The following is a 14,305-nucleotide window of genomic DNA, read 5'->3' as shown; positions in this document are numbered from 1 at the left end:
CTCACTTAACTTTTAATAGATTTGCTTACCCGCACAGATCGTTGCTTGCACAGAGAAGTCTTTATCGAGCAGGGCAAAATTAGCCTGTTTACCTACCGCAATACTGCCTATTTGCTCCGCTTTATTTAAAAACTCAGCGGGTACTAAACTGGCCATGTTAGTTGCTTCAACTAGGCTTGCGTCGGTTAGGTTATAAAAGCGTTCAACGCCAACTTCCATGGTTAATGTACTGCCCGCTAAAGAGCCGCTCTCAGTGCGTGCAACACCTTGCTTAACCACAATAGGAAGCTCACCTAAGCGGTAGCGACCATCTTGTAAGCCTCCGGCGCTCACGCAATCTGTGATCAGAGCAATTTTATCTGCCCCTTTTAAACGGTAAACCATGTTCATGATGCTCGGGTGCAAATGAATACCATCAGGAATAAGCTCAACCATGGCATCGTTGTCCATCAACAGTGCGCCAGTACAGCCGGGATCACGATGATGAATACCGCGCATACCATTAAAAATATGCACACCACCGCAGGCACCATGAGCAAGAGCTTGTGTTGTTTGCTCAAAATTAGCATCTGTATGGCCGAGCATCACACGCACACCTTTATCGGTGATATAGCGGATCATATCGGGGGATTTAAGTAGTTCTGGCGCTAACGCAAATGAGCTTAAGCAACCTTCACATGCGGCATAAATTTCATCAAATCGCTGTTTAGTAAGCTCTAAAAAAAATGACTCGTTATGCGCGCCTTTATGAGCTTCGGCAAAGAATAAACCTTCGTTATAAGCCCCTAGCAACTGCGCTCCAGCCAAGCCTTTTTGATACGCACTCGCCATATTTTTATAAGCTTGAATTGAGACGTCCCAGTCTGCGGTCACCGTTGTACCAACAAAACCCGTTACGCCGTGCTTTGCTAAAGAACGAGAAATAGTCTCTAGTGATTCTGGGGTGCCGTCCATAATATCGCAGCCTTCCCGGCCATGAATATGTAAATCGATAAAGCCCGGAAATAAACTGTGCTCACCTAAATCAATTACCTCGATCTCGGGCGCTATTTGCTTGGTAATGGCAGTAATTTTACCTTGCTCGACCAAGACCACGTGATCGAGTAAAACCGCATCAGCAGTCACCACTTTTGCGGCTTTTAAGTAATAACGATTAAGATGCGTTGGAATTAGCATAAACACTTCCTATTATTGCAGCGCCTCTTACGCCGCTAGAATCACCAAATTTTGCGCGCTTCACTTCTGGCACGGCAAAACCTGAAAATAAATGAGTTTGAATCGCGTCAGGGAGTTTTTCTACTATTGCATCAATGAGCGACAGCCCGCCCCCCAGCACGATAACTTCTGGGTGCAAACTTTTACTAATAGCAGCAAAGGTTTCGCCAAGAATATCTAAGTAACAAGCGAGCACCTTTAAGGCTTGCTCATCCGAGCTCTTGATATCGTTAGCCCATTCAATCGCAGATTTAGGAGATTGCGTAATATGCTGATACAAGGTTTGTACACCAGGCCCCGCAATATAACTTTCGACACAGCCATTTAAACCACAACCACACTTTAAAACTGGCAGCTGGTATTTTTGCTGCAAATATGCTGAAAGTGGTAAATGGCCGTACTCCCCTGACATGCCCAAACCTTGGTTAAACAAGGTTCCATCAATACACATACCGCCCGCCGCACCAGTGCCAACAATGGCACCGAATACTCGGCTATAACCTTCACCAGCTCCGCCATTTGCTTCTGATAAAGCGAAACATCGGGTGTCATTTAATATCGCAACAGGGCGTTTTAATAATGCTTGAAGATCGTTTGCAATCACTTTGCCTGTGGCACACGGCACATTAGCCGACAGCACTTTACCTTCATCATTAACGATACCAGGCATACCGATGCCCACCGCACCTTGGCAACCTGTCAGTTCATCGGCTTTAATTACCTGCTGATAAATTGCGTGCAAAAATTGCTGATAGTCATCAGTTGGCGTAGTAATACGCCAACTTTGCTGTTGCTCTAAATTATCATTAAAAATGGCGGTCTCTATTTTTGTACCACCAATATCGAGTCCGTAAACAGCCATACTTTACCCAACACTACTTAGCGAGAAGTTAATGGGTAAATAGTTACCCCTTTTACAACACGGTTAACTTCGCCCGTAGGACAAGGGTTATCAGGTGTTAAACCGAGTGACATTGATTTATAAAATGCAAAAATCTGACAATAGACAATATAATACAGACCTTGCCAAACATCATCTAGCTCGACCAGTTCAGTATTTAACGCCAGTTTTTTAACCGCTAAACACTGTTGGTCATTTAGTAGTTCATTATATAAATCAGTATCATACAAACTACTATAAAAATCACTTGAGGCCATTAACATCACTGCGGTTTTATCATTAATAATGGTTTTAGGACCATGACGAAAACCAAGTGGGGTTTCAAAGTAGCTTATTAAATCACCATTGGTCAGCTCTAAGCACTTTAAGGCCGCTTCTTTAGCATAGCCAAGTAATGAGCCTGTTCCTAAAAACACCAAACGTTCAATATCTGTTTGCGCAAAGCCTTTGATCTCTTCAAGTTGCGTGTCGAGCAGCTGCTCTGTTTGCGTGGCAACTTGTGAAAGCTGGTTAACATCAGGGGTAAAAATACATAAGGTTGAAAGCAGCATCGAAGTGAAACTACTGGTCATAGCAAAGCTTTCATCCAGGGTTTCTTTTGGCATAAGTACACTAAAACTATTTTTTTTAGCTGCCGCTCTTTTCGCTAATTCACCATTTTCATTACAGGTAATGACTAAGTGATAGCACTTTTCAACAACTTGCTCTGCGATATCAACCGCCGCGACACTTTCAGGGCTATTACCTGAACGCGCATAAGAAATAAGTAAAGTGGGTGTGCCCTTCTTTAAAAAACCATGTGGGTTAGACACAATGTCTGTAGTACTAACTGCGCGCACATTTAAATCCGTTTTAGCTGATAAGTGTGGTGCTAATGCTTCGCCAACATAGGCTGATGTGCCAGCCCCCGTTAATACGATTTGCAGTCCTTTTAATACCAAAATTGGCGCTAAAAATGCGCTTATTTCTGCTCGATGCGTTTCAATAATAGCCGCTGTATTGCACCATGACTCTGGCTGCTGAGAGATTTCTCTTGCTGTCCAATATGCGTTTTGCTGCTTAAGCTCTGCTTCGTTTAAAGATAAATACTGCGTCATAATTAATTCTCTCTCAACACCACTTATTGATTACAAGCACGCGAATAGGTATTCGTTACTTCCATTATTTTATTGAGTACTAACTCACGAGGTGATGAGTTAATTTGACCATTGATCAATGCCTTGTATTGCGCTGGCATAAACTGACTAAGCAAGGTCTGTGGGATAATTTGCCCTTCTAAGTTTTCAAACAGTGTTTCTACAGTTTGTTTTATTTCATCTTCAGGCCAGTAATAACGAATACGGTCGCTATAACTATAAGCTCTAAACAGCTTAGCTTCAGCACCTTGTGTTGGGTAAAACTTATTCCAGTAATGTGGCTTTTCTAGCATGATGCGCTCACATACATCACGTAAATTAGAGCGCTTAGCCGCTTCGACTAATTGATCTTCAATATAAGATAATGCAAACAACCCTTCGCGTAGTGCATAGGTAAGCTGAGGACCCACTTTTAATATGGCAAAGTGATCTTGCACCAGTTCGTGGTAGCAATGATCTGGCTGATAGTCGGTAGAGTGAGCCTCATAAACAAGGTTATCGACAGTGGTGATAAACTCTTTTAGTTTTTGAGCTTCATTACGTTGATAATCAAAAATTTGATGGTTATCAAACTCAACTCCTGGCTGCACAACAACAGCAATAACGCGTGACCAAACATCGCTTATATTTAAGTTCGCAAATGCAGCCTGATGTAATTCGATTGTTTGCTGCACTCCCTCAACATGAGATACCTCAATAATTTCATGTTCTTCTGTAGCGCCACCCGGAGGAGGAACCTCAGTACCCACCACATAAAGAATATCGTTATCTTTTGCTACCGACTCAGCGGCTTGGCACATCAACGCTGCACGCTTGGCAATTTCGGCATCAGCTAAACGTTCTCCATCGTCAGCACATGGCATACTGGCATCTAAATGAATTTTCTTAAAACCAGCGCTTGCATAGGCTTTTACTAGGTCAACAGCTTTTACCATTGCAACCTCTGCAGGCTCATTTACCCAACACACAGGCCCTAAATGATCCCCCCCCAAAATAACGCGCTGGGTATCTAACCCTACTTTTTCGGCTATTGTATGAACAAACTCAACGAAGTCATGGGGCTTCATCCCTGTGTAACCACCAAACTGATTAACTTGATTCGCCGTAGCTTCAATTAAAATTTCGGTGTCATCATTGAGAGCTTGCAACATTGCTGCTTCGATAACGAGCGGGTGTGCACAACACACAGAATAAATACCCTGCGCTTGCCCTACTCGATTGTTATTTATAATCGTTTTTAATGCATTCATGGTTTTCTCCAAGCAGCTTACGCCTATGGTTAGATACGTGATTTGAAATTACAGTAGCACAGCGCGAAACGCTGCGCAATAAAGTGAAAGATAACGAAAGGTGTGAAATAAGTTTAAAACACGCTAACCACGCTATTGCATAAGGATTAAAATGATAAAACCCAAGGTTGCGAAAGAATTTGAAAGCATTTAATTGTAATTGACTTCGAGTTGCGATATAACAGAAACAACTGAAACCCACTATTAAAATAATCTCAGTGATTTAGGTATCGTTATGACAATAGATAGACGTAGTTTTTTAAAATCTGCCGCAGCCATTACCGCCGCGACAGTCGTGACTGGCTGTGCAAAAAGCCAACAAGGTGATAATCAAAGCACACCGCTTGCAGCACAAGGTAAAAGCGTAATGGGCTTAGCTGTGCCAGCAATGGATGTGGTACGTGTTGGTTTTATTGGGGTTGGTCAACGTGGTAGCGGCCATGTTAAACATCTTTGCCATATTGAAGGTGTTGAAATTAAAGCTATTTGCGATACAGATCAGCTAATGCTAGATAAGTCTGTTAATTATGTTGTTGAAAAAGGCTTACCTAAACCAACTGCTTATACGGGTTCTGATAAAGCCTATTTAGACATGCTTGCTCGCGATGACATCGACATTGTGATCATTTCAACCCCTTGGAAATGGCACACACCTATGAGTGTTGAGACCATGGAAAGTGGTAAGCACGCCTTTGTTGAAGTACCTGCAGCAACCACGATGGAAGAGTGTTGGCAACTAGTAAACACTGCTGAGCGCACGCAAAAGAACTGCATGATGATGGAAAACGTTAACTACGGCCGTGACGAGTTAATGGTTTTAAACATGGTTCGTAAAGGCGTATTTGGTGAGTTACTGCATGGTGAAGCTGCTTATATTCATGACCTGCGTTGGCAAATGAAAGAAATTGACCGCAGCACAGGTTCTTGGCGTACTTACTGGCATACCAAGGTAAACGGTAACTTATACCCAACCCATGGTTTAGGCCCAGTTTCTCAGTATATGAACATCAACCGTGGTGACCGCTTTGATTTTGTTACATCAGTCAGCTCACCTGCACTTGGCCGCGCAGCTTACGCAGAGCGTGAATTTCCTGCGGGCCACGAACGTCGCTCACTGAAATTTACTGCTGGCGACATGAACACCAGCATTATTAAAACAGTGAAAGGTCGTAGCATTATGGTTCAGCACGACACCACAAGCCCTCGTCCGTACAGCCGCCATAACTTAATTCAAGGTACTAATGGCACATTTGCTGGATTCCCTAACCGTATTGCTCTTGAAGATGTGCCACCAGCCATCGCGAAAATTTACCAACAGCAATATGAAGCTGAGCTCGCTGCCTGGGAAAAAGCAGGTTCGCAGGGTCGTAAGCCACATATGCAAAACTTTCATAGCTGGGATCAAGATATGGAAAAGTGGCGTGCTGAGTTTGATCACCCACTATGGAAACGCATGGGTGAAGAAGCGGTCAAGAACGGTGGCCACGGCGGTATGGACTTCATTATGCTTTGGCGCATGATCTACTGCTTACGCAATAATGAGCCACTCGATCAAGATGTATACGATGCCGCAGCATGGTCATCAATCTTCCCGCAAAGTATGGCATCAGTTGCAGATAGAAGTAACAGCAAAACGATTCCAGACTTTACCCGTGGCGCTTGGCAAACAGGTAAGCCACTAGGGATTGTGTCTTAGCACTTTCTCTCCTTGGAATACTAAAAAGCCCGCCCTTTGCCCTGCGGGCTTTTTTATTGCCCACTCTTTTTGGAATTGTGTTTTATAGATATCTAAACACAAAAAAGCCCGCAACATCGGCGGGCTTTTTGATTAGACTAAAACCTTACTGAGCATGTGCTGCAGCACGGAAAATCGTGTTAGTTAACAGTACATTCATGCCTTCAAGGTAGGCACGGTAGGTTGGTGACTGTGTAAAGCCTATCACCATGCCTTTGCCTTGCGGTTGATGAACAAGCAATGGCTTATACGCAAGCTGTGCTTTATTTTGCTGCCATAGATAACCACTTGCTAGCACATCATCTTTACCTGTAAACCAAGCTAAGTTTTTACCTGAGTTCAGTTTTATTGGCGTGTAAATATCATTACCGTAAGCTACCGCAACAAGGTCTTTATCAACCCCAGCGGTTAACCAATGCTCTTGGTCTACTTCAACATTTGCAAGTACACCGGCTACATAGTCTGGCGATGTATGTGGCTCAATGCTAGCTGCTTTTAAATCATCGCGAGAAGCAAATAACTGCCCTGCCACTTTACTACTTTTATCATCACTGCTACTTGCTTTATCTTCTCGGTAAGCTTGCTCGCGTTGAACATCTAACAAACCGTAATCAGCATTAGTGGTAAAGCGGTTAGCATTACCTAGGGCAATCAACACGCCACCCGCTTTAACCCAGCTTTTTAAATTAGCTGCACCCGATTTACCTAGTGCTTGCTCGTAATTACCTTCTGGTAAAATAAGCACTTGGTAATCACTTAAATCAGCCCAAGCAAGCATGGGTGTGCGAATAGCTGTCACCGGGTAGCCAAGCTGTCTTTCGATAACAAAACGAGTGTTACCGGCGCTTAGCTCACGAGTGGCTGCATCCCATGCAATCGCCACTTTTGGTGCTACCATAGGCACTGTTTTGTTACTACCAAAGCTTGGGCCTTCAATCACCCAACTTGAATCCACACCATCAACTATTGCACCAGTTTGCTCAGCAATTTGGCTAATTTTGGTGAGTAAGTCTTTATCGTTTAGGCGTTTTTCGATTACTAAGCTACCCGCTGGGTAGTTAGTTTTATCACCCAATACAAATGCTTGATCAGCACTTTTCAGTTTAATGCCAGCTTGCAGTGCTGCTGTTAAAAAGCGTGCTGCGGCCGTATCACCCCAAGCAACAATATAAGCCACTGAGGCTTCTGGATTATTCACTTTACCAAGCAATGTGTCGTCGGCCTGAACCGCTTTACTATCTGCGCTAACTGCGCGACCACAACTATCGCTATCAACATTAAACATCATCGGCAGCGACCAACCTGTGACATCGTAAATTTCATCACCTAGGTTACGAGCACGACGTCTTTCTTGCTCTTTCACAAATGCTTCAGCCATATCTACTTGATCTGTAAACGTGGTACGCACAAATACCCCGCGTGGCTGCGCGGTATCAATAAAATAGCTACCCGCTTTATACTTAACGCCACAGGCTTTGAAGTCTTCAGTTGCTTGTTTAACTTCAACACCATGCTCAGCCATTAAGGTTGCGAGTCTATGAGCGCCTTCACGGTTACTTTGCTTAGGTAAAATATAAACACGCTCTTTGCTATCTTTACCCGAGTCAATTGCATCAACTTGATATTGATAAAAGTCACCTAGTAGTTTTTCACGTTGGTTGGCAGCCCCTTCGGCGGTCGAAATTGAGGCCACAAATTGACGCTTTACAGTATTAAAATAGGTGAGTAGTTCACCGGTATTTTTCTCAAACACGTGGCCACGTGCAGAGCCGACTTCGTAAGTTGATGCTGATGCACCATAAAATACTGGCCAGCTATCACCGTAACCTGGATAAAAGGCATCAAAGATTTCACGGGTAAAGTAATCAAAGCCAAACTCATCAAAATACTTCGCATGATTTTGCCCAATCGCATCCATGTTGGCGATTTGGGTTTTCGTCATATGCGGGTTAAATGGCTGAGCAGCCGGTGCAAAGTAGTAAGATTGGTCGCCGCCCATTTCATGAATATCAACCACCACTTGTGGTTTATATTTATTGATTGCAGCCACTCTACCTTTACTTTCAGGCTGAGTAAGCGCTAACCAATCACGGTTCATATCAAACAAATAATGATTTGTTCGGCCTCTTGGCCATGGCTCATTATGCTCCGCACTTAACCTATCTGCACTGTGCTCAAGACCCACGGTCGCATAATAACGAGTAACAAAACGCTCACGACCATCAGGGTTTTGCAATGGGTCGATAAACACCACGGTGTTGTCTAAAATTTTACTGTTAACGGCATCATTCGGGGCTGCTAATAAGTGATATGCAGTGAATAGTGCAGCATCGGTTGAGCTAATTTCATTACCGTGCACGGCATACTGAAGCCACACAGACGTCGGTAAATTTTTAATTAGCGACTTAGCTTCTTTTTCAGAGGTAATACGCGGATCAGCCAAGGCTTGGGTGTTATTGGCGAGGGTTTCTAATGAGCGAATATGATCCGCGGTGCCAACCACCGCATAAACCAGCTCACGACCTTCCCAGCTGTTTGCGTACTTAAACACTTTAATACGATCAGGCGCAGCTTGTTCAAGGGCGCTTAAATAACGACGCATATCGTTGTAATTGGTAATGCGCTCACCTACATCGTACCCAAGTACTTGTTTAAATGTTGGTATTTGCTGATTATAAGCCGTGCCCGGCCACATTGTTTCGGTATTCGCTGCACTGGCATTAAAGCTTGCCGTTATTGCCACAACACTCACTGAAATGGCTTTTATTATTTGTTTGGCGCTCATTATTTTTCCCAAGTAAAAGTATCTGATTTGTACATTACAAAAGTATTGAAAATAAACAAATTAAAAACGTTAGATTGGCAAAAATTAAAGACATAAAAAAACCGCAGCGATTGCTGCGGTTATTATTAACATAGCGGAGCTATTTAACTAGGGTCATTTCATCAAGTAGGTAACCTGCGTTATCAACTTCTTCCATTAACCAAAGCATGTATCGAATATCAACGTGAATAGCACGGGTGATCTTGGCGTTAAAGTACCAATCTTTGGTGATTGATTCATAAGTCGAGTCAAAATTAAGACCCACTAATTCACCTTTACCATTCATGACTGGCGAACCTGAGTTACCCCCTGTGGTATCAGCGCTACTTAAAAAGTTGACTGGTACTGAGTTAACTTCAAGAGGTTTAGCCGCCTGAGGCTCACAACCAAAGCTGAATAAGCTACAACTTACGCCTGGTAGACCTAAGTCACCACGGTAATACGCGCCAAATGCTTGCTTTTTGTATGCTTCAAGTACTTTATCGGTAACAACAAATGGTTTTTCACCTGTGTGTTTAGCCACTAAACCACGTAGTGATGTAAATGGCGTTTTATACACAGCATCTGCTGCTGGGTAACCATCAACTTGTGCATAGCTTACGCGTAATGTGCCATTTGCATCTGGGTAAACTGGCTTACCTTTGGCTGTATTAAAGGCGATCACGGCTTGCATATATTGCGGACGAATTTCAGCTAAGCGACCCGCCATTTCTTTTTTATCAGCTTCTTGTGCCATGTTGGTATCGTATAGAGCAACAGCTAACTTTATGAATGGGTCGTTTGATGCTTCAAATTCGGCTACTGATTTACCAATCCAGCTAACACGCGTTGCTGTATCTTTAAGTTCTGTTTTAGCATAAAAAGAAGCAATTATCGCTTCAAGCTCAGCCTGTGTAGTGGTATCTGTAATACCTAAGCCGTCGTTTAATGCCGCAACTTGCGCTGCTTTATCTTGCGCTAAATAGTTACCTAAGTAGCTTAACCATAAGGCTTTATCGACTTCAGGCGTAAACTGTTTTTGTAAACGCTCTAAACGCGCTTTAAGCATAGGAAGATCGCGCTCTTGGTAACCCATTTCGCGCTCTGCATTTGGCTTTTCGCTTTCTTTAGCTAAGCGGTATAAACGAATTGCCGTACTTAATAAATCTGCGCGTTTTGCGTAATCAAAGTAAAAATGGCTTTGTTGCTGTGCGTGCGCTTCTACTAATAATGACTTTAATGCGTGATATGAATCTGCGTAAGCTTTACGCTCAGCACTTTGTGCAAACCAAGCTAAGTATTCTTGCTCTTGCGCAGCTTTAATACCCGGAATATCCGTTACTTTAAAGCCATCTTGTAAGCCTTCCAGTTTCTTTAAACGGTTGTTAGTGCTTTTTACACGAGAGGCATATTTAACTTGTGCTTGCTCATCGCCTTTGCTCTGCTTGGCAATCACATCAAGGGTCATGTTGTAAGTATTAAGCAATGTAGGATAATACCAACTCGCTGAATAATTTACTTCATCTGCTAGTTTATAGCGGCTAGTGCGGCCAGGGTAACCAGCCACCAGCACACCATCACCTAAGCTTACGCCGCTCGCATTCACTTTTAAGAACGACTTTGGCTCATAAGGTACGTTATCTTCGCTGTAATCTGCAGGCTTGCCATCTTTACCAACATAACCACGTACGAAAGTAAAATCGGCCGTGTGACGTGGGTATTCAAAGTTATCGATGTCACCACCAAAGTTACCTAGCGCTTCTGCCGGAGCATACACTAAGCGCACATCTTTGATCATCAGTTGTTTGATCATGAAGTACTCTAGCCCATGGTGGAAATCACGGACTGTACAACGATAGTTAGGATCTGACTCACACTCGCTGATCAAGGCTTTGCGGTTTGCCTGAATCGCCTCAAAACGCTCTTTGCCGTGTAGACCTGCTGGTAAATTACCCAGTACGCGTTCTGTTACATTATCCACTTGTTCAGTTACGTACAAACGCTCTTGCGGGCCTGCTGGTAATTCTTTTGACAAGTCAGCTGCTAAAAAGCCTTTTTCAATTAAGTTATTTTCTGGTGTGCTGTTATTTTGAATCGCGCCATAAGCACAGTGATGATTAGTTACAGCTAAGCCTTTTGGTGAAACAAATGATGCAGAGCAATAGCCTAAACCAACCACTGCATTGAGTGGATATTGGTTAAGATCTGCCACTTGTGAAGCCGGTAACTCAATACCAACGCGGTCAAACTCGCTTTGTAATTGTTTTAATTGATGCGGTTGCCACTGCCCTTCATCAGCGTGTGCGCTACCTACAGCGACAACACCCATGAGTGCTAATGAAGTAGTAATAATATTTTTTTTAATCATGTTAATCCCAGTCAGTGCAAAGCACTATTCCATTGTTGCCTTAAAAAATCGCGCTAAGACTATCATAACCTTGATTGAGTAAAGGGATATTGCGATTAAATACGATTGGAGAGTAAAAATAGAGGGGAGAACAAGCTCCTACCGTAAGAATGCAGTTAGCAGGAGCATTATTCGATTCATTTATTAAGCACTGGCTTTTAAAAAGTCATAAAGTTCATCTTTTAGCACGGCGCGTTGATGCTTCTTTTCATGCATGTCCGCATCTTCTATTGGAGAGTCTTGCAACTCAAGAGAGCGAATTTCTTTATCCATATCATCGTAACGTTGCATGGTTTTCTTGAAGTGAGCATCGTGTTTCGCGAGGCTATGGATTAATTCATTAAACTCAGGGAATTCATTCAATAACGAGTGTTTTTCGCCTAGCATGGGCAACTCCTTTAGCTAGAATTTAAGTTCAATTTCACTGTACCACTGCAACATACAGAGTCAACGCAGTAACCTTGTCCGAGATCAATAATCACAACGATTCAGAAAATATAGCGTTTAAACTAGAAATGTTCCTAAGCTTTAGTCCCATTAAAATCAGGACACATGAACGCGTATTTAATTAATATAAGAATAATTCCTAGACATAACTTATTGAATTAGGGATATAATAAAAATCTATGGAGGGATTATGCGAATTGGAATCATTGAAGATCATCAACTGGTTAGAGATAGCTTTAAAAAATTATTAGAGCTACAAAACGGGTGGCAAGTTATCATAGAAGCCTGCTCAGTCACTGAGGCAAAACTTGCTGTTAACTTAGAGCAACCTAATGTATTTATTGTTGATATATCAATGCATGACGGTGAAAACGGACTCGCATTTCTTACCTATCTAAACACTCACTTTCCCGACATAAAAACCATTGTTGCTTCTATGTATGACTACGAGCCATACGTTAGCAACGCCTTAAAGCTCGGCGCTCAAGGTTATGTTTCTAAACGCTCAGCATCAGAAGCTTTAATTGATGCAGTCAATTCAGTTATTAAAGGAGGGCGCTATATCAGTGAAGATGTGAAATTTAATACTACTTCCCCTGCAAGCAAACTTTCTTTTTTAACACCAAGAGAGAAAGAGGCACTTCCCTTATTTGCCAAAGGGCTAAATGCTAAACAAGTTGCGCAACAACTCGATATGATGCCCAAAACAGCCCACGTACATAAAACGAATATATACAACAAACTTGAAGTCACTAATTCATTTGAATTATTAAAAGTTGCTATAGATTCCGGGATGATCACACTTGATGAACTGGCATAAGCTCGTTTCAACAAAGTGTTCTTCACTTAGCTTAATAACTGAAGCATTTAACCAGTTATTGGTGTTTGCGCTTTACTTTTTAGCCTTATATTTATCCTCTTGGGTGAGTAATCATTTAGAAACCGTTGCCCAAAGTAGTGCTATATACCTGCCAGCAGGGGTGAAGCTCGCATTTTTTGTTATTTTTCCAGTGCGATTTTGGCTAATGCTTTGGATTGCTTCTCGACTTTATGCGTCGTATTTAGGTGTCTATTACAATGGTGAATGGAGCTTTGATTTATTTCACGGTTTCTTTCAAGAATTAACCTATATGGCTATCGTCTACAGCTTTAAGAAAAGCCGCTGGCCACCAAAAATCACCTCTAATTCCGGGGCTTTGTCGTTAATTCTACTAGCCGTTTTTTCAGCTTCTTTTAAATGGTTTTTGTTTTCGAGCGCCTTTGAATTCACAACCTGGTTAGAAGGTAAGCAAGTATTACAATATCAACTTAATATGACATTAGGCGACTTGACGGGAACATTATTAGTGGCCCCAGCATTATTGTTAATTAGCCAAAGCTACAGCCTTGTGCCCTCTCGTCATCATGCTGTTATTTTACTAAGCTTATTAGCACTGGCATCTATTTACATTGTTAGTTACCTAGGCCACTCAGATCTTTACCCTTTGCTACGCCTTTGCTCACTTCTACCGGTAATTTGGTTCTCTTATAAATTTGGTATTAAAGGAGCAATAGCAAGCGCCTTGGTAAGTAATACGCTGATCGTTGCACAAGCAGGCCTCACCCAAGATGCGACCAATACTTACATTAGCCAATTATTTATCCTGGCCAATTCAGTAACAGGGTTACTGGTAGGGACCGCCACTAACGAGTTAAAGATCAAAAATAATCAACTACAAGCCAGTAACGAAAAACTCACTGCGCTGCTTGAGAAAAATAAACAGCTTGCTAAACGCATGGTAACTGTGCAAGAAAATGAGCGAAAGTATTTGTCTCAAGAACTTCATGACGAATTAGGCCAAAATCTAACAGCACTTAAAACTGACCTGACGGTACTTTCGATAGCACAACGAAATAATGAAAATACCCTCGTTGAAGGCCTAAAAGAAAATGCAAAGGCGATGTATGACTCTGTTTATCAAATTATGCATCACTTAAGACCTAGAGAGCTTGATGAGCTTGGGCTAGAGCAAGCTCTTAAAGAAGGACGCTTTAACTCTCTGCTAAGTAAAGCATCAATCAAATACGTAGCTGAAATAAACTTAAGTTCAGCAATATCAGATGAACATCAAACAGCTATTTACAGAATTTGCCAAGAAGCAGTCACAAACTGCATCAAGCACAGTACAGCCACAGAGCTAAGGCTCAGCTTGTTGGCTCACGAACAGTATATATGCCTTACTATTATGGATAATGGAAAAACCAAGACCACACTGCAAGAGTCTGGTGGCTACGGGTTATCATTTATTGAAGAGCGGGTTATTGCCCTTGGCGGTACATGTACGGTTACAGAAATAGATGGATTTAAAATTGAAGTATACTTTGATATTTGA

10 protein-coding genes are annotated in these 14,305 nt (G+C 42.3%); 3 read left to right on the top strand and 7 right to left on the bottom strand.

The window, feature by feature from the left end; genetic code table 11:
- Positions 1–12: 12 nt before the first annotated feature.
- Genes nagA through L1D51_RS00270 form a run of 4 tightly spaced genes read right to left on the bottom strand, consistent with a single transcriptional unit; the run spans position 13 to position 4,502 of the window.
- A complete protein-coding gene (gene nagA / locus L1D51_RS00285; RefSeq protein ID WP_239962003.1) occupies positions 13–1,176 on the bottom strand; it encodes an N-acetylglucosamine-6-phosphate deacetylase in 1,164 nt (387 codons plus the stop codon).
- A complete protein-coding gene (locus L1D51_RS00280) occupies positions 1,154–2,077 on the bottom strand; it encodes an ROK family protein (protein WP_239961994.1) in 924 nt (307 codons plus the stop codon). Before L1D51_RS00280 ends, nagA begins: the two co-directional genes overlap by 23 nt.
- Before the next feature lie 17 nt (positions 2,078–2,094).
- Positions 2,095–3,213: an SIS domain-containing protein gene (locus tag L1D51_RS00275; protein WP_239961992.1), complete on the bottom strand. Its 1,119-nt coding sequence runs from the start codon at positions 3,211–3,213 to the stop codon at positions 2,095–2,097.
- Between the two features lie 23 nt (positions 3,214–3,236).
- Positions 3,237–4,502, bottom strand: a complete 1,266-nt coding sequence (locus L1D51_RS00270) for a D-tagatose-bisphosphate aldolase, class II, non-catalytic subunit (RefSeq protein ID WP_054561074.1) — start codon at positions 4,500–4,502, stop codon at positions 3,237–3,239.
- Positions 4,503–4,776: 274 nt separating this feature from the next.
- On the opposite strand from L1D51_RS00270, the gene L1D51_RS00265 reads away from it, so the two are divergent.
- Positions 4,777–6,237: a Gfo/Idh/MocA family protein gene (locus tag L1D51_RS00265; RefSeq protein WP_054561075.1), complete on the top strand. Its 1,461-nt coding sequence runs from the start codon at positions 4,777–4,779 to the stop codon at positions 6,235–6,237.
- 145 nt (positions 6,238–6,382) lie between these two features.
- Here L1D51_RS00265 and L1D51_RS00260 read toward each other — a convergent pair whose 3' ends face one another.
- From L1D51_RS00260 to L1D51_RS00250, 3 genes are all read right to left on the bottom strand, one after another.
- Positions 6,383–9,061 carry a M14 family metallopeptidase gene (locus tag L1D51_RS00260; RefSeq protein WP_055020787.1) on the bottom strand — a complete coding sequence of 893 codons (2,679 nt, stop codon included), beginning with the start codon at positions 9,059–9,061 and terminating at the stop codon, positions 6,383–6,385.
- 139 nt (positions 9,062–9,200) lie between these two features.
- Positions 9,201–11,447: a S46 family peptidase gene (locus L1D51_RS00255; RefSeq protein WP_239961990.1), complete on the bottom strand. Its 2,247-nt coding sequence runs from the start codon at positions 11,445–11,447 to the stop codon at positions 9,201–9,203.
- A gap of 183 nt (positions 11,448–11,630) precedes the next feature.
- Complete coding sequence (locus L1D51_RS00250) at positions 11,631–11,873, bottom strand: HP1242/YdcH family protein (RefSeq protein ID WP_055020789.1); 243 nt, start codon at positions 11,871–11,873, stop codon at positions 11,631–11,633.
- Positions 11,874–12,123: 250 nt separating this feature from the next.
- On the opposite strand from L1D51_RS00250, the gene L1D51_RS00245 reads away from it, so the two are divergent.
- A complete protein-coding gene (locus L1D51_RS00245; RefSeq protein WP_054561079.1) occupies positions 12,124–12,753 on the top strand; it encodes a response regulator transcription factor in 630 nt (209 codons plus the stop codon).
- Positions 12,740–14,305: an MASE1 domain-containing protein gene (locus L1D51_RS00240; protein ID WP_054561080.1), complete on the top strand. Its 1,566-nt coding sequence runs from the start codon at positions 12,740–12,742 to the stop codon at positions 14,303–14,305. The genes L1D51_RS00245 and L1D51_RS00240 overlap by 14 nt, the downstream gene beginning before the upstream one ends.

Source organism: Pseudoalteromonas shioyasakiensis, from assembly GCF_022398475.1.
Taxonomy (GTDB): Bacteria; Pseudomonadota; Gammaproteobacteria; order Enterobacterales; family Alteromonadaceae; genus Pseudoalteromonas.
This window is presented reverse-complemented; position numbering and strand designations above follow the sequence as displayed.